25 protein-coding genes and 1 pseudogene are annotated in these 19,306 nt (G+C 66.8%); 18 read left to right on the top strand and 8 right to left on the bottom strand.

Annotated features, from left to right (window positions below; all coding sequences use genetic code 11):
* Positions 1–88 precede the first annotated feature (88 nt).
* On the top strand, positions 89–370 hold the full coding sequence (locus tag QFZ83_RS08155; RefSeq protein ID WP_306878631.1) for a hypothetical protein: 282 nt from the start codon (positions 89–91) through the stop codon (positions 368–370).
* A 48-nt stretch (positions 371–418) separates the two neighbouring features.
* Here the strand turns inward: QFZ83_RS08155 and QFZ83_RS08150 are convergent, their stop codons facing one another.
* The gene (locus tag QFZ83_RS08150) at positions 419–1,318 is read right to left on the bottom strand and encodes a nucleotidyltransferase (RefSeq protein WP_307504789.1); all 900 of its coding nucleotides are present in this window, start codon (positions 1,316–1,318) and stop codon (positions 419–421) included.
* Between the two features lie 170 nt (positions 1,319–1,488).
* Between QFZ83_RS08150 and QFZ83_RS08145 the strand changes: the two genes are divergently transcribed.
* Positions 1,489–2,271, top strand: a complete 783-nt coding sequence (locus tag QFZ83_RS08145; protein WP_306878633.1) for a metallophosphoesterase — start codon at positions 1,489–1,491, stop codon at positions 2,269–2,271.
* Between the two features lie 15 nt (positions 2,272–2,286).
* Here QFZ83_RS08145 and QFZ83_RS08140 read toward each other — a convergent pair whose 3' ends face one another.
* Complete coding sequence (locus QFZ83_RS08140; RefSeq protein ID WP_307504785.1) at positions 2,287–2,667, bottom strand: hypothetical protein; 381 nt, start codon at positions 2,665–2,667, stop codon at positions 2,287–2,289.
* Between the two features lie 244 nt (positions 2,668–2,911).
* Here QFZ83_RS08140 and QFZ83_RS08135 point away from each other — a divergent pair, with 244 nt between their 5' ends.
* Positions 2,912–3,250 carry a PRC-barrel domain-containing protein gene (locus QFZ83_RS08135; protein WP_306878635.1) on the top strand — a complete coding sequence of 113 codons (339 nt, stop codon included), beginning with the start codon at positions 2,912–2,914 and terminating at the stop codon, positions 3,248–3,250.
* Positions 3,251–3,289: 39 nt separating this feature from the next.
* Here the strand turns inward: QFZ83_RS08135 and QFZ83_RS08130 are convergent.
* Positions 3,290–7,403 (bottom strand): annotated as a pseudogene (locus tag QFZ83_RS08130) (CheR family methyltransferase).
* A 443-nt stretch (positions 7,404–7,846) separates the two neighbouring features.
* Between QFZ83_RS08130 and QFZ83_RS08125 the strand changes: the two are divergent.
* From QFZ83_RS08125 to QFZ83_RS08105, 5 genes are all read left to right on the top strand, one after another.
* On the top strand, positions 7,847–8,224 hold the full coding sequence (locus QFZ83_RS08125; RefSeq protein WP_307504782.1) for a hypothetical protein: 378 nt from the start codon (positions 7,847–7,849) through the stop codon (positions 8,222–8,224).
* Positions 8,225–8,266: 42 nt separating this feature from the next.
* Positions 8,267–8,704 (top strand): PPC domain-containing DNA-binding protein, encoded by a 438-nt coding sequence (locus QFZ83_RS08120; protein ID WP_307504781.1) that lies wholly within the window; start codon positions 8,267–8,269, stop codon positions 8,702–8,704.
* Between the two features lie 34 nt (positions 8,705–8,738).
* Positions 8,739–9,146, top strand: a complete 408-nt coding sequence (locus tag QFZ83_RS08115; RefSeq protein WP_307504778.1) for a VOC family protein — start codon at positions 8,739–8,741, stop codon at positions 9,144–9,146.
* A 163-nt stretch (positions 9,147–9,309) separates the two neighbouring features.
* Positions 9,310–9,624, top strand: coding sequence for a hypothetical protein (locus QFZ83_RS08110; protein ID WP_307504775.1), 315 nt, complete (start codon positions 9,310–9,312; stop codon positions 9,622–9,624).
* A gap of 95 nt (positions 9,625–9,719) precedes the next feature.
* Positions 9,720–10,502, top strand: a complete 783-nt coding sequence (locus QFZ83_RS08105; RefSeq protein WP_307504772.1) for an exodeoxyribonuclease III — start codon at positions 9,720–9,722, stop codon at positions 10,500–10,502.
* A gap of 70 nt (positions 10,503–10,572) precedes the next feature.
* Here the strand turns inward: QFZ83_RS08105 and QFZ83_RS08100 are convergent, their stop codons facing one another.
* Entirely contained in the window at positions 10,573–10,770 is a 198-nt protein-coding gene (locus QFZ83_RS08100; protein ID WP_307504770.1) for an aminoglycoside phosphotransferase, read from the bottom strand.
* A 177-nt stretch (positions 10,771–10,947) separates the two neighbouring features.
* Here QFZ83_RS08100 and QFZ83_RS08095 point away from each other — a divergent pair, with 177 nt between their 5' ends.
* The gene (locus QFZ83_RS08095; RefSeq protein ID WP_307504767.1) at positions 10,948–11,184 is read left to right on the top strand and encodes a hypothetical protein; all 237 of its coding nucleotides are present in this window, start codon (positions 10,948–10,950) and stop codon (positions 11,182–11,184) included.
* A gap of 158 nt (positions 11,185–11,342) precedes the next feature.
* Positions 11,343–11,771, top strand: coding sequence for a DUF6766 family protein (locus QFZ83_RS08090; RefSeq protein WP_307504764.1), 429 nt, complete (start codon positions 11,343–11,345; stop codon positions 11,769–11,771).
* Positions 11,772–11,806: 35 nt separating this feature from the next.
* On the opposite strand, the gene QFZ83_RS08085 is transcribed toward QFZ83_RS08090, so the two are convergent.
* Both QFZ83_RS08085 and QFZ83_RS08080 read right to left on the bottom strand, forming a co-directional pair.
* Complete coding sequence (locus tag QFZ83_RS08085) at positions 11,807–12,103, bottom strand: YciI family protein (RefSeq protein ID WP_307504762.1); 297 nt, start codon at positions 12,101–12,103, stop codon at positions 11,807–11,809.
* Positions 12,104–12,118: 15 nt separating this feature from the next.
* Positions 12,119–12,937, bottom strand: coding sequence for an SDR family oxidoreductase (locus QFZ83_RS08080; RefSeq protein WP_307504759.1), 819 nt, complete (start codon positions 12,935–12,937; stop codon positions 12,119–12,121).
* 20 nt (positions 12,938–12,957) lie between these two features.
* Here QFZ83_RS08080 and QFZ83_RS08075 point away from each other — a divergent pair, with 20 nt between their 5' ends.
* The 5 genes from QFZ83_RS08075 (at position 12,958) to QFZ83_RS08055 (ending at position 17,082) form a co-directional block, all read left to right on the top strand.
* Positions 12,958–14,175: an AraC family transcriptional regulator gene (locus QFZ83_RS08075; RefSeq protein WP_307504756.1), complete on the top strand. Its 1,218-nt coding sequence runs from the start codon at positions 12,958–12,960 to the stop codon at positions 14,173–14,175.
* A 188-nt stretch (positions 14,176–14,363) separates the two neighbouring features.
* Positions 14,364–15,263, top strand: coding sequence for a ZIP family metal transporter (locus QFZ83_RS08070; RefSeq protein WP_307504753.1), 900 nt, complete (start codon positions 14,364–14,366; stop codon positions 15,261–15,263).
* A complete protein-coding gene (locus QFZ83_RS08065) occupies positions 15,260–16,174 on the top strand; it encodes an alpha/beta fold hydrolase (RefSeq protein ID WP_307504749.1) in 915 nt (304 codons plus the stop codon). Before QFZ83_RS08070 ends, QFZ83_RS08065 begins: the two co-directional genes overlap by 4 nt.
* Positions 16,175–16,292: 118 nt before the next feature.
* Complete coding sequence (locus QFZ83_RS08060; RefSeq protein ID WP_013541508.1) at positions 16,293–16,784, top strand: ferritin-like domain-containing protein; 492 nt, start codon at positions 16,293–16,295, stop codon at positions 16,782–16,784.
* Positions 16,785–16,806: 22 nt separating this feature from the next.
* Positions 16,807–17,082 carry a hypothetical protein gene (locus QFZ83_RS08055; protein WP_307504745.1) on the top strand — a complete coding sequence of 92 codons (276 nt, stop codon included), beginning with the start codon at positions 16,807–16,809 and terminating at the stop codon, positions 17,080–17,082.
* A 93-nt stretch (positions 17,083–17,175) separates the two neighbouring features.
* Here the strand turns inward: QFZ83_RS08055 and QFZ83_RS08050 are convergent, their stop codons facing one another.
* Positions 17,176–17,706, bottom strand: coding sequence for a DUF4142 domain-containing protein (locus tag QFZ83_RS08050; RefSeq protein ID WP_307504743.1), 531 nt, complete (start codon positions 17,704–17,706; stop codon positions 17,176–17,178).
* Positions 17,707–17,926: 220 nt separating this feature from the next.
* Here QFZ83_RS08050 and QFZ83_RS08045 point away from each other — a divergent pair, with 220 nt between their 5' ends.
* A complete protein-coding gene (locus QFZ83_RS08045; RefSeq protein ID WP_307504740.1) occupies positions 17,927–18,244 on the top strand; it encodes a DUF2934 domain-containing protein in 318 nt (105 codons plus the stop codon).
* A 21-nt stretch (positions 18,245–18,265) separates the two neighbouring features.
* On the opposite strand, the gene QFZ83_RS08040 is transcribed toward QFZ83_RS08045, so the two are convergent.
* Positions 18,266–18,469: a hypothetical protein gene (locus tag QFZ83_RS08040; protein ID WP_307504737.1), complete on the bottom strand. Its 204-nt coding sequence runs from the start codon at positions 18,467–18,469 to the stop codon at positions 18,266–18,268.
* Between the two features lie 218 nt (positions 18,470–18,687).
* On the opposite strand from QFZ83_RS08040, the gene QFZ83_RS08035 reads away from it, so the two are divergent.
* Positions 18,688–18,996, top strand: a complete 309-nt coding sequence (locus QFZ83_RS08035; RefSeq protein ID WP_013541503.1) for a hypothetical protein — start codon at positions 18,688–18,690, stop codon at positions 18,994–18,996.
* Entirely contained in the window at positions 18,993–19,259 is a 267-nt protein-coding gene (locus tag QFZ83_RS08030) for a hypothetical protein (protein WP_306878653.1), read from the top strand. Before QFZ83_RS08035 ends, QFZ83_RS08030 begins: the two co-directional genes overlap by 4 nt.
* Positions 19,260–19,306: the final 47 nt, after the last annotated feature.

Below are 19,306 nucleotides of genomic sequence, written 5' to 3'. Positions count from 1 at the left end.
GCATCCAGCCGTAGCGCGACCATGCATTCGACCTCTTTGATCCTTTTCGAAGAGCTTCGAACAAAGAGCGCCACCCAAGGAGTTCTTCATGCAGACACTTGAAATTTCGAGCGAGCGGCGTGCGCGCCTTCTGGCGGACAGCCTCCTTGCCATCAATTCGCGGAACCAGGAAATCCTCCATGGCCTCACCCATGAAGAGTCGCAGTTCCTGATTGACTTCGACGACGACACGCCGAACGACGCCACCACGCTCGAGCGGCGCTGCGAGCTTGCGCTGCGGCACGAACAGGCGCGTCTGAGAATCGCGGTCGCCGACGACGAAGGCAGCGCGGACGAAGAATTCCGGCTGCGAGTGGAAACGAGGTTCTGAGCGCTCCCCCGCAAGCGAGGTGAAAACGTATCGGCTTTAGCGCCCCAGTCAGCTCCGTGGCTCGCTGGCGCCGCTTTCCCCCGATGGCTCCGCGGGCGTGTCGCTCCCGGTCACCACCCCCGGAGGTGGCGCCTCGATGTCCTGGCTCCACACCGCCACGTCCCGCTCCGTCATGCCGCTCGCAGGCGTCAGGCGCCCGTCCACATAGCCGCCCTGCTGGACATCGTGGAGATACTGCTCGCGAGACAGCAAGGTGCCGGCGCACACGTTGCGGTCCGATGGCGCCGCGGGTCCGTGCGCTTCATCGGCCAGGCGGCCGCTCAGGCGGGTCATGACCCATTCCGGTATGCGGTGGCGTTCGCCGGGGTAGATGTAGCCGAACAGGACGAGGTGGGCCAGCAACACCCGCCAATGCGGACCGAAGCGCTCCAGCAGGCTGGCCCAGTCCAGCCGCTCGGCACGGGCCAGCAGCAGGTGGGCGATGTCGCCGCCGTCGTAACGCTCGCGTTCCATGATGAAGGCCTTGGACAGCAGGCTGTCTTCCACATTGGCCACGTGCACCGGCACGCCCAGCACCTCGGAGCGGCAGTTGCCCTGAAACCAGCGCGCATCGACCGGCGTGACGCCGTTGCCCGAGTTGAAGATGAGGTCGATGAATGCGTCGCCCTCGTACACCTTCGCCAGCCAGTGCGGATAGGTCATCTCGGTGCGCCAGCCGTGCTGCTGCATCAGCGCGGCAACGCGCTCGAAGTCCTCGCGCAGGATGAACAGGTCCAGGTCCTTGGTCGCACGGCGGATGCCGGTGTAGCAGGCCAGCGAGAAGGCGCCGCCCACCAAAAAGGGAATGCCCGCGTCGCGCAGGGCGCGCAGGCTTCGGCGGTAGAAGTCGGCCACATGCGGCGCGACTTCTTCTTCGAGGGAGGGGGCGAGCGCAGTCGTGGATGGCATGCGCGAAAGGTGGCGCGACCCGGCGGCGTGGAGGCAAAGCAAACGGCCTCAACGCGCGTCGGCAGGCGCCTACAGCGACTGCGGGATGAGACCGATGACGGTGGCGCGGGGCACGGCCCAGTCTGGGCTCAACCTCCAGAACCTAAAGACGAAAGAAGAAGCGAGCCGCCATGCCTGCACCGAAATCCTCGACCCACATCCGCTTTGCCGCCGTCGGCGACATCCATGTCCAGAAGGACTCCGCCGGCACGCTGCGCAGCCTGTTTGCCGAGGCCGACGAAACGGCCGACGCGCTCTTGCTGTGCGGCGACCTGACCGACTACGGCACGGCGGAAGAAGCCCGCATCCTCGCCGAGGAGCTCGGCGCGGTTCACATCCCGGTGGTCGCGGTGCTGGGCAACCATGACTACGAATCGGGCACGCCCGAGGTCGTCGCCGACACGCTGATCCACGCGGGCGTGCGCGTGCTCGACGGCTCGGCGTGCGAGATCGAAGGCGTGGGCATCGCCGGCGTGAAAGGTTTCGGCGGCGGCTTCGGCCGCGGCACGCTCGGTGCGTGGGGCGAGCCCGCGATCAAGCTGTTCGTGCAGGAGGCGCTGAACGAGGCGATGAAGCTCGAATCGGCGTTGGCCAAGCTGCGTACGCGGCGGCGCATCGCGCTCCTGCATTACGCGCCCATCGTCGGCACCGTCGAGGGCGAACCGGCGGAGATCTTTCCCTTCCTCGGAAGCAGCCGGCTGGAAGCCCCGTTGCTGCGCTACCCGATGGACGCCGTGTTCCACGGCCACGCGCATCGCGGCACGCTCGAGGGCCGCACCATCAACGGCGTTCCGGTCTACAACGTGGCCAAGCCGTTGCTGCAGCGCACGCGGCCCGATACGTCGTCCTTCTTTCTCTACGAGTTGCCGCGCGAGCCGGTCGACGAAAAGACGCCGGCGGACGCCCAGGCCTAGGGCGAGCCAGGCAACCTACTTGCCGGGCCTGGAGTTCGCGTTGCTGGGCGCCGGTGCCGGCGAGGTCGCGTTGTCCTGCGGATTGCGCCGTGTGAGCCCGCCCGTGGCCGACCCGCCTCCGGGCCGCTGCGTGCGATGGCCTCGCACCTCGGGCGGCCCCTTGCTCGAATCCAGGGGATCGGAGCGCCCGGTGTCCACGGTGCGCGCCGGCTCGGCTGGATGACTCGCCGAATTGCCCTGCGTGCTGGGCGCGACCGATCCCTTGGGATTGCCTGTCGACGAGCCCTGCGCGAATGTGGCGCCCGCGACCATCATCAGGCCCGCCAGGCCCGCGTAAGCACAGACAGCCCGCATGCGCGTGCCGCCACCGTCCTTGGTTGTTGTCGTAGTCGTCATGTCCGTCATTTCATGCTCCTTGTCGCGCCAACATCACCGCGTTGCGCCGCCCCGCGTGTCGGACATCGCCTGAGCCCGCCGTCAATCAAATCGACAGGGCCGCGCGCGCTCTCAGCCCGATTCCTACAGCGCGAATCGCGCATGGCCGATGAACCGCCTGGCACGCGCGAGAGACACCACTCGCCTGGGCTTTGCATCACTGGCGCCGGCGCTTCCCAGGCGCGTCGGCATGGAGAAAACGGCCATGGCAAGCACGACCAATGTCATTTCATCGGACCGCGTCGAAGGCACGACGGTCTACAACCCCGCGGGCGACAAACTCGGGAGCATCGATGACCTCATGATCGACAAGCTGTCGGGCCAGGTGCGCTACGCGGTGCTGGAGTTCGGCGGCTTTCTCGGCATCGGCACCGACCGCTATCCGATCCCGTGGAACATGCTGAAGTACGACACCGCCCAGGACGGCTACGTGGTGCCGCTGGACAAGGCGACGCTCGAAGGCGCGCCGCGGTATGCCACTGCCAGCATTCCCGACTACGACGAGCCCTACACCCGCAGCATCAACAAGTACTACGGGTTCTGACGCCGGACGGCGTGTCCTGCAGTCGTCTGCGCCGCGGCTTCAGAGCCTGGCGATGGCGGCCTTCAGTTCCTCGATGGAGGCGGGCTTGGGCAGGTGCGCATTGAAGCCGGCTTCCAGCGCGCGGCGCGCGTCGGCGCGCCGCCCGAAGCCGGACATGGCAATCGCGTGCAGCGCGCGCGTGGCCGGGCGCTTGCGCACTTCCGCGATGAACTGGTAGCCGTCCATCTCGGGCATGCCGAGGTCGGACACCAGCAGGTCGTAGGTGTTGGCGTCGAGCAGTTCCAGGCCCTTGCGCGCGCTGTCGGCGACGTCCACGACGGCCCCTTCCAGGCGCAGCACCTCGGCAAAGGGCGCCAGCGCATCGACATAGTCGTCCACCGCGAGAATTCGCCAGCCGCCGAAGCTCACTTCGGCGTGCGGCACATTCTTCGCCGGCCTGTCGGTCGCGCCGCTGCCCGGCAGCCACACGGTGAACTCCGCGCCCTCCCCCGGCCCCGCCGACTTCACCTCCGCGCGGCCGCCGTGCGCCAGCGCGAGTTCCTGCACGAGCGCGAGGCCGATGCCCAGCCCGCCGTTGGGCAGCGCCGTGTCGCCGTCGGCCTGGTTGAACATGCCGAACACGTGCGGCAAGAACTCCGCGGCGATGCCGCAGCCGGTGTCGGCCACGGTGAGCCTGGCAAAGTCGCCCTCGGTTTCCAGGCGCACGCTGATGCGTCCGCCGTCGGGCGTGAACTTGACCGCGTTGCTCAGCAGGTTCCAGGCGATCTGCTCGACGCGCACGCGGTCGCCGTGGCAATGCACCGCCTCGTCGCAATGGGTCTCCAGCAGCAGTTTCTTCTTCGGGGCATCGGCCACGGCGGCCTGGGCCACCGACTGCACCAGCTCGCCCAGGTCGACCGTGACACGCGACAGCCGCAGCTTGCCCGTGCGGATGCGCGACAGGTCCAGCAGGTCGTTGATGATCCGCGTCTGGCTCGCCACGGCGCGCTTGATGGTTTCGCCCACGCGCTGCACGGCCGGAATCTGCGCGGCCGCTGGCAGGTGCATGAGCAGTTCGGCATTCATCTGGATGAGGTTCAGCGGCTGCTTGAGCTCGTGCGACATCACGGCCAGGAACTTGTCCTTCAGCTCGTTGGCCATCTGCGCGCTCAAGTTGGCCTGCTTCTCCTTGAACAGCCGGTGCTCCTGCGCCAGTTCCTGCTGCTTCGTGCCGGTCATGTCCCGCGCGATCTTGGCGAAGCCGCCGCCGCTCGCGGGGTCCAGCGCGCTCGTGACGCCGCTGCAGAAGAAGCGGCTGCCGTCCTTGCGCTGGTGCCAGCGCTCGTCCGCGGCGCGGCCGGTTTCGGCCGCGCGGCGCATCTCCTGCTGCGGCACGCCGTGCGCCTGGTCTTCGGCGGTGAAGATGACCGTGATCGGGCGGCGCAGCATCTCTTCTTCCGTGTAGCCGAAGATGCGCTGCGCGCCGGCGTTCCAGGTAGTGATGAGTCCGGCCTCGTCGGTGGTGATGATCGCGAAGTCGCGCGTGGTCGCCGCCACCCGGCGCAGGCGCTCCTCGCCGGCACGCACCTTGTCCTGGGCAAAGCGCAGCTCGGAGACATCGAAGAAGTTGAGGATCGCGCCCTCGATCTTGTCCTCGGCCGTGCGGTACGGAAGGATGCGCGCGAGGAAGTGCCGGCCGTCGGCGCTCGGCACATGGCGCTCGATGGTGCGCAGCTCGTTGAAGGCCGCCGCCGTGTCTTCCTCGAGCTCGGGGTAGTCCAGCCGGCTCGTGATGTCGAAGAGCGAGCGCCCCAGGTCCGAGGGAATCAGGTTGAACAGGTTGCCCGCGTGCGGGGTGTAGCGCTTGACGTGCATCCCGCGGTCCACGAACACGGTGGCGATCTCCGAGGACGCGATCAGGTTCTGCAGGTCGTCGTTGATGTGGCCGTGCTCCTCGACCTTGACCTTCAGCTCGAAGTTGACCGTCACCAGCTCCTCGTTCATCGACTGGAGCTCCTCCTTGCTCGTCTCCAGTTCCTCGCTGGCCGAACGCAGCTCTTCGTTGATGGCCTGCAGCTCCTCGTTCGATGCCTTCAGTTCCTCGGTGGAGGTTTCCGCGCTCTCGATGGTGTCCTGCAGGTGCAGCTTGAGCTGGCGAATCTCTTCCTCGAGCTGCCCGATCAGCAGTTCGCGCGCCGCGTCGACCGGCTCGCCGTCGTTCGCGCGCATGCTTTCCTCGACCTCGTCGAAGACGACCAGCGTGAGCTGCTGCGACTCGCCTTCGGCCTGCTGCAGCGGCCTCACGATGATGTTCAGGAAGACCTGGCGCCCGTTCTGCTGCCGCTCGACCAGCCGCGTTTCCACGCTGCGCGCCGTCTGGCTCGCCTTGAAGAGCGCCGTGCGCAGCTCCAGGCGAATGTCCGGGCGCACGTTGTTCAAAAGGTTGTTCGATGGCTCGCCGCTCGCGCGCTCCAGGAAGCGCCCGACACCGTTCGACAGGTGCAGCACCTCGTGCTCGGCGTTGATCAGCACGCTGGGCGGCGAGAACTGCTCCAGCGCCGCCTGGTGCAGCTCCGCGAAGCTCGCGCGCTCGGAGCCGGTGCGCTTGGACGCCCGCCGCGGCGGCACGAAGGCGCCGGCCTGCGGCGCGGGCGGCGTGTCGCTGATCAGCGGCATGTGGCGCCCGGGCGGCAGGTCCGGATTGACGCGGAAGATGCGGTTCTTCTTGTCGACCGGCGTGAAGAGGCTGCCCACCGCATCGACCGATTCGGAGGTGCCCAGGAACAGGTAGCCGCCCGGCTTGAGCGCAATGCGGAACATCTCCAGCACATGGGCCTGCGCGGCGCGGTCCAGATAAATCAGCAGGTTGCGGCAGCAGATCAGGTCGAGCCGCGAGAACGGCGGATCGCGCAGCAGGTTGTGCGATGCGAACAGCACCGGCTCGCGCACCGTGGTCGATACGCGGTACTGGTCATGGTCCTTCATGAAGAACTGCCGCAGCCGCGAGGGCGTCATGTCTTCCACGATGCCTTGCGCATAGACGGCCTTGCGCGCGGTGGCGATGGCGCGGTCGTCGATGTCGGTCGCGAAGATCTGGATCTCCAGCGGCCGTGCGTGCAGTTCCGCCTGCTCGCGCAGCAGGATGCTCAGCGAATAGGCTTCCTCGCCGGTGGCGCAGCCCGCGGACCCAGGCGCGCAGCGGGTCGCCCGGCTGCTTGCGCCGCACCAGCTCCGGCAGCGCATCGCGCTCCAGCGCCTCGAAGGATTCGCGGTCGCGAAAGAAGTTGGTCACGCTGATGAGCATGTCCTGCAGCAACGGCCCGGCCTCTTCCGGATGCTCCCGCAAAAAGTCCCGGTACGCCGGCAGGTCCGTCAGCCGGTTCACCTGCAGCCTGCGTTCGATGCGGCGCAGCACGGTGGCCCGCTTGTAGTGCCTGAAGTCGTGCCGGGTGTGGGTGCGCAGCAGGCCGATGATTTCCTGCAGTGCCTGCTCCGCCTGCTGGGCGGCCGCCTGCGTTTCGGGCGGCGCGACGAACCCGCCGATCTTCTCGGCATCGGGCATCCGGATCTGGCGGGCGTTGGTCCAGAGATCGATCAGCCGCTGGCCGATTTCCGCGGCCGGCAGCACGATGTCGACCATGCCGGTGGCAATGGCCGCCATCGGCATGCCGGTGTGCGCCGCATCGTCGGGCGCCTGCGCGATCGCGATGCCGCCGCGCTCCTTGATGCGCGTGAGCCCGACCGCCCCGTCGCTGCCGGTGCCCGACATCACGACCGACACCGCGCGTTCGCGATGGGCTTCGGCCAGCGTGCGGAAGAAGACGTCCACCGTCACATGCTGGCCCTTTGCGCGCTCGCTCGGCGCGACGCGCAGGTAGCCGTCGTTCATCGTCAGCTCGACCCCGGGCGGGATCACGTAGACCTGGTCGACTTCGATCGGCGTGGGCCTGGTCACCTGCGACACCTTCATGCGCGTGGTGCGCTGCAGGATGTCGGCGGCGCTGCTTTCGTGCTTGGGCGACAGGTGAAGGATCACCACGAAGGCCATGCCGGCACGCGCGGGGAGGTGCTCGAAGAAGCGCAGCAGTGCCTCGAGACCGCCCGCCGATGCGCCGATGCCGATGACCGGGAAATTCAGCGAGCTCGGGATGAGGGCCGCATCCGCGTCCGACATGGAAGCGGCGGAAGCGTCGGAAGGGACGGCAGGGGTGGACTCGGAGGGGACGGGCTCATCCGCAGCGGAAGATGTGGAATCGGGCAAATCGTGCTCACTACAGATGGACGGAAGCGGCCATGGAGCCGCTCGGTGGCGGATTGCGATTTTGCCCGCGTCGAGGAGGCACCGAAACTCCTCATGCCGGTCGCCATCCTGGACGGCCGCTGTTCGCAGATGCGGCCTGTCGCGGCCTGTCGCTCCCCCTGATTTGTGCAGTTTCCGACTTGAATCCAGCCGTGGATGTAGGAGGTCACGCCGTGGCATTCGACGCCAGGAATGGCAACGCGGCCCAGGCGCCGAGGCTGCGAATGCGCCCTGCGGTCGCCGGTGAACAGCGCCTACATGGACACGGACTTCCCGGTGAAACGGTGGACCGCATGCAAGAGCGAAGGAGTTGAACGATGTCTGCAGGGGCTTCAGTTACAGCGATGGCGTCGGCTGCCAAAGCCGCTTTGATGGCCGGTGCGCTGGCACTTGTTGCCGGGCTGGCCGCGGCGCAATCGCCGCCGGGGCAGCAGCGCGCGCCAGCCGATGCGCCGGCAAGGCCAGGCGGCCAATCGGACTTCATCGTCAAACCACCCGCCGCTGTCGATCCTGCGCTCACCAAGCCGGCGCCCGTGGGAAAGGACCCCGGCCTGGTGAAGACGCCACCCGCGCATGTGCAGGACGCCGAACCGAACAGCGCCGGCAAGACGCCTGAAGCGCCCTCGGCACCGCCGCGGCGGGACGACTGCAAGGAGCCGTCCGCCACGGATTGCAAGCAGAAACCCGCGCGCTGAACGCCGCGCACTCCCTGCCCAACCTCACAGGAACCCCTCGCCATGAAATCCAAGATCCTCAACACCAGCCCCGAGCGCACCATCGCGCTGGTCTTCGACAAGGGAGACGACGTCGTCTCCCTCCTGGAGAAATTCGCGGAGGACAACGCGCTCTCGGCCAGCCGCTTCAGCGCCATCGGCGCGCTGCGTGGCGCGGTGCTCGGCTACTTCGACTGGGAGCGGAAGGAGTACGAACGGATTCCGGTCCAGGAGCAGGTCGAGGTGCTTTCCTTCAACGGCGACATCGCGCTCGACGGCGATCGGCCCAAGGTGCATGCGCACGCGGTGCTGAGCCGGCGCGATGGCAGCACGATCGGCGGCCACGTGCTGCAGGCCACCGTGCAGCCGACGCTCGAGGTGCTGCTGATCGAGTCGCCCGGCTACCTGCGCAAGACCTGCAACCCCGAGACCGGACTGGCCCTGATCGACATCGACGCCTGACCCCGCCATCCCCTCATCGCCGCGTCCTTCGAAGATGTTCGCCCACGTACAGATCGGCGTGAAAGACCTCGGGCGGATGTGCGCGTTCTACGACGCCGTGCTCGCGCACTTCGGCCTCCAGCGGAGCGTCGATCCTTCGCGGGCCGGCCCCGCGGGAATCTGTTGGCAGCATCCGGGCCAGCGCTGGCCGCAGTTCGTGATCGGCACCCCGGTGAACGGCCAGCCACCCTCGTGCGGCAACGGCAGCCAGGTGAGTTTTCTGGCCCCGTCGCGGTCCGTGGTCGATGCCGTCTGGGCAACCGCCCTGGCGCATGGCGCCACCGACCAGGGTGCGCCGGGCCTCCGGCTACGGTACGCGCCGGACTTCTACGCGGCCTACTGCCTCGACCCCGAGGGCCACAAGCTCTGTTTTGTCCACACCATCGTCCAGGTGCCGGTGTGACGCTGACTCCCGTTCGAGCTGCCTCTGCCTCCGGGTGACGAACGGGATACGGGACGGCGTATTCCGGCGCACCTTGAGGGCGCCCGCCTACAAATGGTTGCCGGAAGGCTTCTAGATTCCATGTCGCCGCGCGCAGATAGATAGACACCACCGAAGGAAACCGATGGCCGAAGACCCCGCCCCTGCTGCATTCGTCGCCTGGATGGCAGCAGAAACCGCCGCCTACACGGCCATTCACCAACTTCACCAGCGCACGCAAGGCGGGCGCCTGGGCATTCCGGACGCCCGCATCGAGCAGATCGCCAGACTGCGCAAGGAGGCGGACGTTCATTTCGCGGGCCTGTGGGGCGCACTCGGCGCAACAGCGCAGCCCAGCGTGGCGGCCGCACCACCGGTGCAGCGCGAGCGCAGGCGGCGTCCGGCCTTCGAGCTTCGCTCGCGAGCGCCTGCCGAGCCGATCGAGAACCGCGTCGGGTAAGCGCCCGGTCGCCGCGGCCGGAGCCGGCGGGATCAAAGGGCCGGACGATCTCACGCGCTCATTGCCACGCTCTCAGATCCCCCGGCTTGCCCCTGATGAAGATCGCCACATTCAACGTCAACGGCATCAACAGCCGCCTCGCCCGCCTGCTCGAATGGCTCGATGAATCGAAGCCCGACGTCGCCTGCCTGCAGGAACTCAAGTCTCCCGATGCCGCCCTGCCGGTCGATGCGATCCGCAGCTCGGGATACGGCATCGTCGCGCACGGGCAGCGTGCCTGGAACGGTGTCGCCATCCTCGCGCGCGGACGGGAGCCGATCGACACCGGGCGCGGCCTGCCGGGCATGGAAGCCGACACGCAGAGCCGGTACATCGAGGCGGTGGTCGGCGGCGTGCTCGTCGGCTGCCTCTACCTGCCCAACGGCAATCCGCAGCCGGGGCCGAAGTTCGACTACAAGCTGCAGTGGTTCGAGGCCTTCAACCGGCATGCGAAGAAGCTCTTTTCGAGCGGCATGCCCGTCGTGCTGGCCGGCGACTACAACGTCGTGCCGACCGATGCCGACATCTACAACCCGGCCTCGTGGCGCGACGACGCGCTGCTGCAGCCCGAAAGCCGCGCGGCGTTCGCGCAACTGCAGAAGCAAGGCTGGACCGATGCGATTCGCGCGACACATCCCGACCGCGTGCCGTTCACCTTCTGGACGTACTGGCGCAACCGCTATCCGCGCGACGCCGGACTTCGCATCGACCATCTGCTGCTGAACGCCGAACTCGCGCCGATGCTTCGCAGCGCCGGCGTGGACCGCGACGTGCGCGGGCGCACCGGTGCGAGCGACCATGCGCCGGCATGGGTCGAGCTCAACATTCCCGGCGCGTAGGCCCACCACCGCGGCGCTCCGGGCGGCACGCGGTCGCGCACGCCGGCGCTGGTGCCCGGCCCGATGTATTTCACGCTGCGCGATCTGCCGTGAGCTGCTGGCGTCCGTCGCGCGCCATGTCGATCGCGCCTTCGGCAAACGCCACGAGTTCGTCGGTGAGCGGCGCGCCCGGCGCCAGCACGCCGACCCGCTCGGCCAGCGCCTGCAGGCGCGCGCGCAGCGAGTCGGCTTTCTCGGGAACGGGGATGTCGAAGTCCGGTTGTGCCATGGGGCATCTCCTGTGAAGTGACGGGGCGAAGCACTCGCGATCCGATGCTTGCCGTTCGCCTCCAACGCTAGGCACGGGTGCTGCCGCACATGTAGAAGACAACCGCATCCCAACGGCGGCGCGCTCCTACAGTTCGCCGCGCGGGTCGCTCGAATGCTGGCTCAAAGGAGATCGGCAATGAACAACACACCCACCAACACCCACAGCGACGACCATCGCGACGACCACCGCGAGCTCCGCGAAACAAGCGACGACCGCGACAACCGCCGCGTGTTCGCCTGGGGCGCGAGCGCCGCGGTGCTCATCTTCCTCGGCGCGCTGGCGTATTTCTATGCAGTGGACAAGCGCGGCGAGGCACCCTCCCCGCCGCCGGCCGCGCAGAGCCAGAGCGCGCCCCAGCCTGCGAAGCAATAGAGACAGCGGGCAGCGTCGCCCGCGCTGGAGTTCGGTGGCCGTGGCCGCACACGCGTAGGACTCTCCGGCGATGCAACGCCGGTTTTTTCCTTCTGCCCCTTGCTTGCGGGGCGCGCCGAATTTCCCTTCGTCGAACAACAAACAAGGGGTGCTCGCTCATGAAGAAGAAATCGATCTGGAAGCTCTACGGCTTCGCCTGGGTCACGGCCGGCTTTTTTCTCATCTCGCTGATCGGCCACTGGGTCTTCGGCTGGTTCGCCTATGCGAACGAACAGACGCAGTTCGGCCATCCGGTGGAAGTCAACGGCTACCTCATCGAGATGATGCGGGACACGCTGGAGAACTGGCAGTCCGAGTTCCTGCAGTTGCTCTGGCAGGTGGGCGGCCTCGCCTTCCTGCTGTACCTCGGCTCGCCACAGTCCAAGGAAGGCGACGACCGCGTCGAGGCCAAGATCGACGCGATTCTTGCGGCGGTCGACCCGAAGAACGCCGACCGTGTGATCGACGAGATCGACCAGGAATACAGCGGCCGCCACACCGATCCGCGATGGACTGCGCTGAGGGAAAAGGACGATCGCGGCGGCTGAATTCCTGTTTCGGGCCGCAATTCAATTGGAATGAATCAGCCCCGGAATTTCAAATGGAGCATGGGGTGATGCTCGTAATGACCCACGCCATTTTTAATGATCGGGTCTGCCGATGTCAGGGTCGCAATATCCTGATCATCGGCAATTTGGAATAGCGAAACGCCATATCCTCCGGCCGGGTCCAGCACCGGGCCGTGGGCAACAATCAATTCCTGCACAAGAAGCTCATTCAGGTAAGCACCGTGCTGTTTCATCCATGTTTGCTCGTCGGCAGACATGGTCGCCAGGAAATCCGCGCGCGGCGGAATGAATTTGCAAAGGTAGTATTTCATATTAATTCCAAATGCCTATTTGGCTGATTGCACGCTTTTCAAGATCGAGCCTTCGAACATTCTGGGCAGATAACTCTGAAGAAAAAGGATCATCCCGGTCATCTTTCCTACGGGATTGCTGAATTTCGGATTTTTGCTTTCAATAAGTCGAGTGATGGTATTGACCACCGCATCCGGCGCCTCGGCTTCATCAAGTCCTTTTTGCGTGGCCGCATTGGCCTGTTTGCGGTAGGCGTCGTAATCTGCAATTCGCCCATTTCCCGCTGAAATGGCATGGCTGCCAAGGTTGGTCTTGAACCAGACCGGCTCCACCATGCTGACCTTGATATTGAATTGATCCAGCTCGAAGCGCAAGGATTTGAAATAGCCCTGAACGGCATGCTTCGAGGCGGTGTAGTACGAGAGATTCGGCGGGCCGATGCGGCCCACGATGGAACTCACCGTGATGATTCGCCCCTGCTTCTGCGCCCGGAAATGCGGCAACAAGGCGTTGGTGACTTTCACCGTGCCCCAGAAGTTCGTCTCGAATTGCTGGCGGCCCAGGTCCGTGGGTGTTTCTTCGGCGAGGCCGGTGACCATGTAGCCTGCGTTATTGACCAGCACGTCCAGCCGCTGGGTATATCTGAACAATTCTTCGGTGAAAGATTTGACGGAATTGTCGTCATCGATATCCAGGCGCAGCAATTTGAATTGCACCCTGCTCGCGTACTTCTCAGGCTCCCGGCTGGTGCCGATGACATTGAATCCCTGCTGGTGAAGTTTGTTGGCGAGCATCAGGCCAAAACCCGATGAGGCGCCTGTAATCAATACGGTTTTTTTCATTTCTTTGTTCATTCGAATCGATCGTTGGAGATTTGACCAGCCCATACTTTGCCTGCGAATTGCGCCAATGGCACGCGCGGAATGCGCCAATCTACCGGCAAAACGCGCCAACCCGGCAAGCTCAGGTTGGCGTGTTTCGCGATTGCGGTGGCGCGATTCGCAGCGTAGACTGCCTCATGAATTCAGAAAATCAAAGCCTTCCAATTGTCCGGCGCAGCAATTCAACTCTGGATTTTTCAGTCTGGCCCGGATGGCGGTTATTGATGCAGGACGCCGGACTTGCCACCTCCCCCGTATTGCGCCGCGCGCAATTGCCGGCCGATTTATTCACGCGCCAGAACGTCCGGCTGGATTCGGCTGATTTCTTCAGGCTTTGGGAAGCCCTCGAAGCGGAAGCCCTGTCGATTGATCCCGACTTGCCGGCGCCACTGCGCATCGCGCAGGTCATGACGTCCGACTGGTTCGATCCCGAGCTTTTCGCCGCGCTCTGCAGCGCCGACATGAACGGCGCCCTCGAGCGGATTGCCAAATACGTGAAGCTGATCGCGCCCATGGCGATCAGGCTCGAACGCACGACGGCGCACACGACCGTCACCATCGATTTCCTCGACCCCACCGAGCGGCCGCCCAGCGTGTTCCTCGCGTTCAAGCTGGTGTTCTTCGTCCAGCTGGCGCGCCTCGCAACGCGCAGCCCGGTGCAGCCCTTGCGCGTGAGCTGGCCCTCGCCGCCCGCCACCGAAGCGGAGGCGCTCATCTACACCTCGTTCTTCGGCCTGCCGGTGACCGATGCGCCGCGGGCCACGCTGGTGTTCGCCGCGGCCGACGTCGAGCGTCCCTTCCTCACCGAGAACCACAAGATGTGGTCGTTCTTCGAGCCTTCGCTGCGCCAGCGGCTGGCCGATCTCGACCGAAGCGCCGGCATGGCCGAGCGCGTGCGCAGCACGCTGCTGGAGACCTTGCCGGCCGGCGAGGTCTCCATGCAGGCGGTCAGCCGGAAGCTCGCGGTCAGCACTCGCACCTTGCAACGCAGGCTGCGGGACGAGGGCACCTCGTTCCAGCAGACGCTCGATGCCTTGCGCGATTCGCTGGCCCACCATTACCTGCGCAACACCGAGATGTCGAGCGCCGAAATCTCGTTCCTGCTGGGCTTCGAGGACTCCAATTCCTTCGCCCGCGCGTTCCATGTCTGGACCGGCAAGACGCCGCAAACCGTGCGCTCCGAAATGGGCGAGCTGCAGCGCGCCGGCTGAGCATCCGGCCGATCGGGTCGGCGATCTCCGCGAGCTGCGCGCACACAGACGCCGGTGCGAGAACAAACAACAGCAAGTAGGCGGTTTTCCCCGCGCGGCGGGCATGGGTCCTACGAATGCGGCTGCAACAGGCCAACACGCTGCGTGCCTGTTGCGCCCCGCTCCCTGTTCTCACACCCGTACCCGGCATGGCTGATATCCGCTTTCCCAAGACCGCCCTCTCGGCCCGCACCGCGCGGCGCTGGCTCGGCGCCGGCATCGCGTGCGCCGGCTTGCTGCTGCTGTTGATCGAAGGCGCGAATCTCGCGCGCTCGGGCTCGCCGGTCGGCGCGGCGCTCACCGGCGGCTGCATCGCCGCGCTGGCGACCGCGCTCGGCACGGTGCCGGTGCTGCTCTCGCAGCAGTTCTCGCAGCGCGCCTACGACAGCATGCTGGGCTTCGGCGCGGGCGTGATGCTGGCGGCGAGTTCGTTCTCGCTCGTCATTCCCGCGCTCGCGGCGGCGAAGTCGCAAGGCGCCGGCGCTTGGGGCAGCGGCGCGCTGGTGGGCGCGGGCGTGCTGCTCGGCGCGATGGTGCTGCTGGCGATCGACCGCGCCGTGCCGCACGAGCATTTCGTCAAGGGCCTCGAAGGGCCCGAGTCGCGCGCGCTCAAGCGCGTTTGGCTCTTCGTCTTGGCCATCGTGCTGCACAACCTGCCCGAGGGGCTGGCCATCGGCGTCGCGTTCGCGGGCACCGATGCGGTGGGCGCGACCGCGCTCACCACCGGCATCTCGATCCAGGACGTGCCCGAGGGCCTGGTCGTCGCGCTCGCGCTGCGCAGCGTGGGCTACGGCAAGCTGGCATCGGTCGAGCTCGGCGTGCTGTCGGGGCTGGTCGAGCCATTGGCCGCCGTGCTGGGCGCGGCCGTCATCGGGCTCACCGCCGCGCTGCTGCCCTGGGGCCTTGCGATGGCGGCGGGCGCGATGCTGTTCGTCATCAGCCACGAGATCATTCCGGAGTCGCACCGCAAGGGCCACGAGGCCCACGCGACCACCGGTTTGATGCTCGGCTTCGTGCTGATGATGGTCCTGGACACCGCCTTGGGATGAACACGATGGAAGCCACGCTGATGCACCGGACCCTCGACACGAACGGCGTGTCGCTCCATGTCGCCACCGCGGGCGCCGAAGGCGCGCCGCTCGTGATGCTGCTGCACGGTTTCCCCGAGTACTGGGGCGCATGGCGCCAGCAGGTGCAGCCGCTGGTCGATGCGGGCTGGCGCGTGGCGGTTCCCGACCAGCGCGGCTACGGCGAATCGCAGAAGCCCGAAGGCACCGGCGCCTACACCCTCGACACGCTGGCCGACGACGTGATGGGCATCGCACAGGCGCTGAACGCGCCGCGCTTCTGCCTCGTCGGCCACGACTGGGGCGGCATGGTGGCGTGGCACCTCGCGGCGCGCGAGCCGGCGGCGGTGGAGCGCCTGGCGATCCTCAACGCGCCCCACCCCGCCACGTTCTTCTCGTACGCGCTGACGCACCCGCTGCAGATGCTGCGCAGCACCTATGTCGGCTTCTTCCAGTTGCGGTGGATTCCCGAAGCGCTGCTGCGTGCCAACAACTTCGCGCTGCTGCAGGCGGCGCTCACACATTCGAGCCGCCCCGGCACCTTCGGCGAAGACAAGCTCGCGGGCTACCGCGCGGCCTGGGCCGAGCCGGATGCGCTGCGCGCGATGCTCGACTGGTACCGCGCCATGCCGCTCGCGCGGCCGCGCGCCGAGAAGATCGAGGCGCCGGTGCGCATCGTCTGGGGCGATGCCGATTCCGCGCTGGAGCCGGGCCTCGCGCAAGCCGCGCTGCGCTACTGCCGCAACGGCCACGTCGTGCGGCTGCCGCGGGCCTCGCACTGGCTGCACCACGAAGAGCCCGACGAGGTGAATGCGCTGCTCGTCGAGTTCCTCGGCGACGGTCGTGCCGCAGCCGCTGCAGCAACGGAATCACGCGGCAAGAACCCGCGTTGACGGCAGCGGCACCCGATGCCGCGGCACTGGCGAATCGAATCGCAAATGGCCTACATGGACGCCGCGGAACGGCCGCCACCTTTGCACTTTTCAACCCACCTCAACGAAGGAGCCATCCATGCCAGTCAAGTCCGTGAAGGACCTTTTCGTGCACGAGATCTCGGACACCTACAACGCCGAGAAGCAGATGACGCGCTCGCTGCCCAAGCTCGCGCGCGCGGCCACCGACCCCGATCTGCAGCAGGCGTTCGAAGACCATCTGCAGGAAACGCGCAACCAGGTCGAGCGCCTGGAGCAGGTCGCCGAACAGTGCGGCTTCAAGCTCAAGCGCATCAAGTGCGACGGCATGGAAGGCCTGGTCGAAGAAACGATGTCGCTGGTCGACCTGATCGAGAAAGGCCCGGTGCTCGATGCGGCGCTCATCGGCGCCGCGCAGAAGGCCGAGCACTACGAGATCGCCGGCTACACGTCGCTGTGCCTGCTCGCGAAGAAGCTGGGCTTTGCAGACGCCCTTCCGCTGCTCCAGACCAGCCTCTCGGAGGAACAGGCCACCGACCAGCGCCTGGGCCTGCTGGCCGAAGCCGCGCAGATCGAGGAAGCGACAGCCTGACGGGCTGCAGGGGCGGGTTCGCATGTCCGACTGCTACGAAGGCGACGGCTACGAGTTCAGCATCCGGCTGCTCGACCACCGGCGCCTGTTCGTGCATGTGCCCCGCGCCACGCTGGAATTCCTGGCCGGCGGCGAGCCGGTCGACCAGCTCTCGACGCTGACCGCCTGCATGGGCCTGCTGCGCGAGCGCGCGCTGCTCGTGCATGCGCAGACCGGCGCCGAGCGCGTGGTGCTGGAGCCCTCCGACGTGGCCGGCCCCACCGACACCGAGATGCAGAGGCCTCCCCTTCTCCACTGATTGCGCAGACGCGTAAAGCGAATCGAGGGCGGAGCTTCAAGCTCGCGCCCTCGATCTTCGTTCCGACACCGCAATGCGGTGCGGTTGCGGTTGCTACTTCTTGTCGGTGGTGGCGACCAGTTGGCGCGCATGCTGCAGGTGCCCCTGCACGATCGGCAGCATCTTGCCGGCCAGCGCCTTGAGGTCGGCGTCCTTCGCCTCGGCCTGCGTCTTCTTCAGCAGTTTCTCGGTGGCCTCGTGGTCGCCGACGCCGGCCTGCTTCGCATAGCGGCTGTTGAACATGTCGCCCGAGAGCGCCTTGAATTCGAGCGCCGTCGCCTTGTGCTTGACGTCGGGGCCGTCGGGCAGCTCGGTGCCCTTGGCCGATGCGAGCGTCTTCACGTCGGCCAAGCCCTTGCTGTGGTCGTCGACCATCATCTGGGCGAACTTCTTGATCTCGGGGTTGGTGCTTTTCTCGAGCGCGAGCTTGCCGGTCTCGACCTCTGCCATGTTGGCCTGGGCGATGTCCTTGAGCATCGAGGCGTCGGCGGCCGCGAGCTTGTCCGCGGCCCAGGCGGAGGAGGCGGCCAGCAGCGAAAAGCTGACTGCAAATGTTGCTGCGAGATGGCGGGAAGACAGGGTCATGGGTGCGCTCCACGGAGTTGATCGAAGGCCGCAGGCTCGCACGCACGCCGACGCGTTCGCTGTAGGAAAAAGATCAAAACCGCGTGCCAAGAATTCTCTCGCGCCGCGCTTCGAACTTTTCGCATTCATCGGTCGAAATCGGGCACTTGTCCGACGGCGGCGCCACCGCAACGGCGTAGGTTGGCCGGCGTGTTCAACGGCGTACATACAGGAGGTGACCATGCCGAAGACAAGCAGCAGCAGCAGCAGCAGCAATCCAGAGAACCAGCAGCCCCTGGGCACGAGCGCACAAGGAGCGCAAGGCGCGGGAGCCGCGAGCGAGGCGGCCACGCAGCCTTCGTCCGCTGCGTCCAATGCATCCGATGGGCCCGGCCGGCAGCAACAACAGCAGTCGATGCAGGGCGAGGACCCGGCCGCAAGGGAAGAGCGCATCCGCAATGCCGCCTACGACGCTCACGTGCGCCGCGGCGGCGAACCCGGCGACGAGGTGCAGGACTGGCTCGACGCCGAATCGCAGGTCGACGGCCGCAAGGGCTGAGCCCCGGCCGCGCCGGCCACGCTAGTCCTTCGGCGTGAGCTGGTCGGCCGCGCCGCCGGCGGTCGAGTTGCCGGCCTTGCCGACCGACGCGCCTTCGCGCGTGGTGCGCGTGGCGGTCGGTCCTTCTTTCTTCGCGGGTGCTTTTTGCGTTGCGTTCGCACCGCCCAACGGCGCCTGCACTTCTTGCGGCGACGTGGGTACCCCGGGCTTCCTTGGCTTGGTCATCGTGTGTGCTCCTTTCGGTTATGCGCGCCGTGCACGGGCTGCGCGAGCGGGCTTGCCGCAAAGGCTGAACGCACGATGCCGCAGAGGTGTCGGACGCCACCCAATCGCCAAGGAAGTGCCTGTCGCGCTCGGCGCACCCGGAGCGCAGGCATGCCGTTTGCCGGGAGAAGGTTGTCCGGTTTCCTTCATCGACCTTCCTTCTCCTTCCAGGTATCCGCATGAGAAAAAAGACGACGCCCCGAGACCTCCGCGTGGCCGAGTACTACCAACTGCTCGAACTCCTGTCGCGCCGGCAGTTGCCGGTGGTGTGCTCCGCGCCGGAAGACATCCACCGCATCCTCGCGCTGCGCAGCGCCTCGCTGCTCGAAGCACTGACCGAGCCGCCCGAGCTGCTGCGCACCGGCGAGCGGCGCATCGCGCGCGCCGTGGTCACCGCCATCACGGCCGAGGGCCGCAATGCGCTCGCCCGCAGCGCGCGGGCCGTGCCTTCGTTTCCGCGGGCGCCCTCTTCCGTGCAGCGCGCATGACACGCACCAACGACCAGGCAGCGGACGCCGCGGACTGGCACGCGCGCATCGAGCGGCTGGAGAGCACGCTCGCACACCAGGGCGCCGAAGAGGCGGTCGCGCGCGAGCAGGTCGACGTGTGGCTCGACGCCGTGCGGGTGGCCGTGCGCGACGGCGGCCCGCTGCCTTCGCCGGGCGCGCGCAACCAGTGGCGCGCCTGTGCGGACAAGCTCGATGCCGCGCTGATCGCGCTGGAGGCATTGACGCGGCGGCGCCACGACTGACTGAACGCAAGGACAGAACGCCGCCTTGAGTGCGCTTGGGGCCGCGA

The organism is Variovorax sp. W1I1 (assembly GCF_030815625.1).
In the GTDB taxonomy this organism is placed as follows: domain Bacteria; phylum Pseudomonadota; class Gammaproteobacteria; order Burkholderiales; family Burkholderiaceae_C; genus Variovorax; species Variovorax paradoxus_C.
The sequence above is the reverse complement of the archived record's forward strand: the minus strand, read 5'-3'. Positions and strand labels throughout refer to the sequence as shown.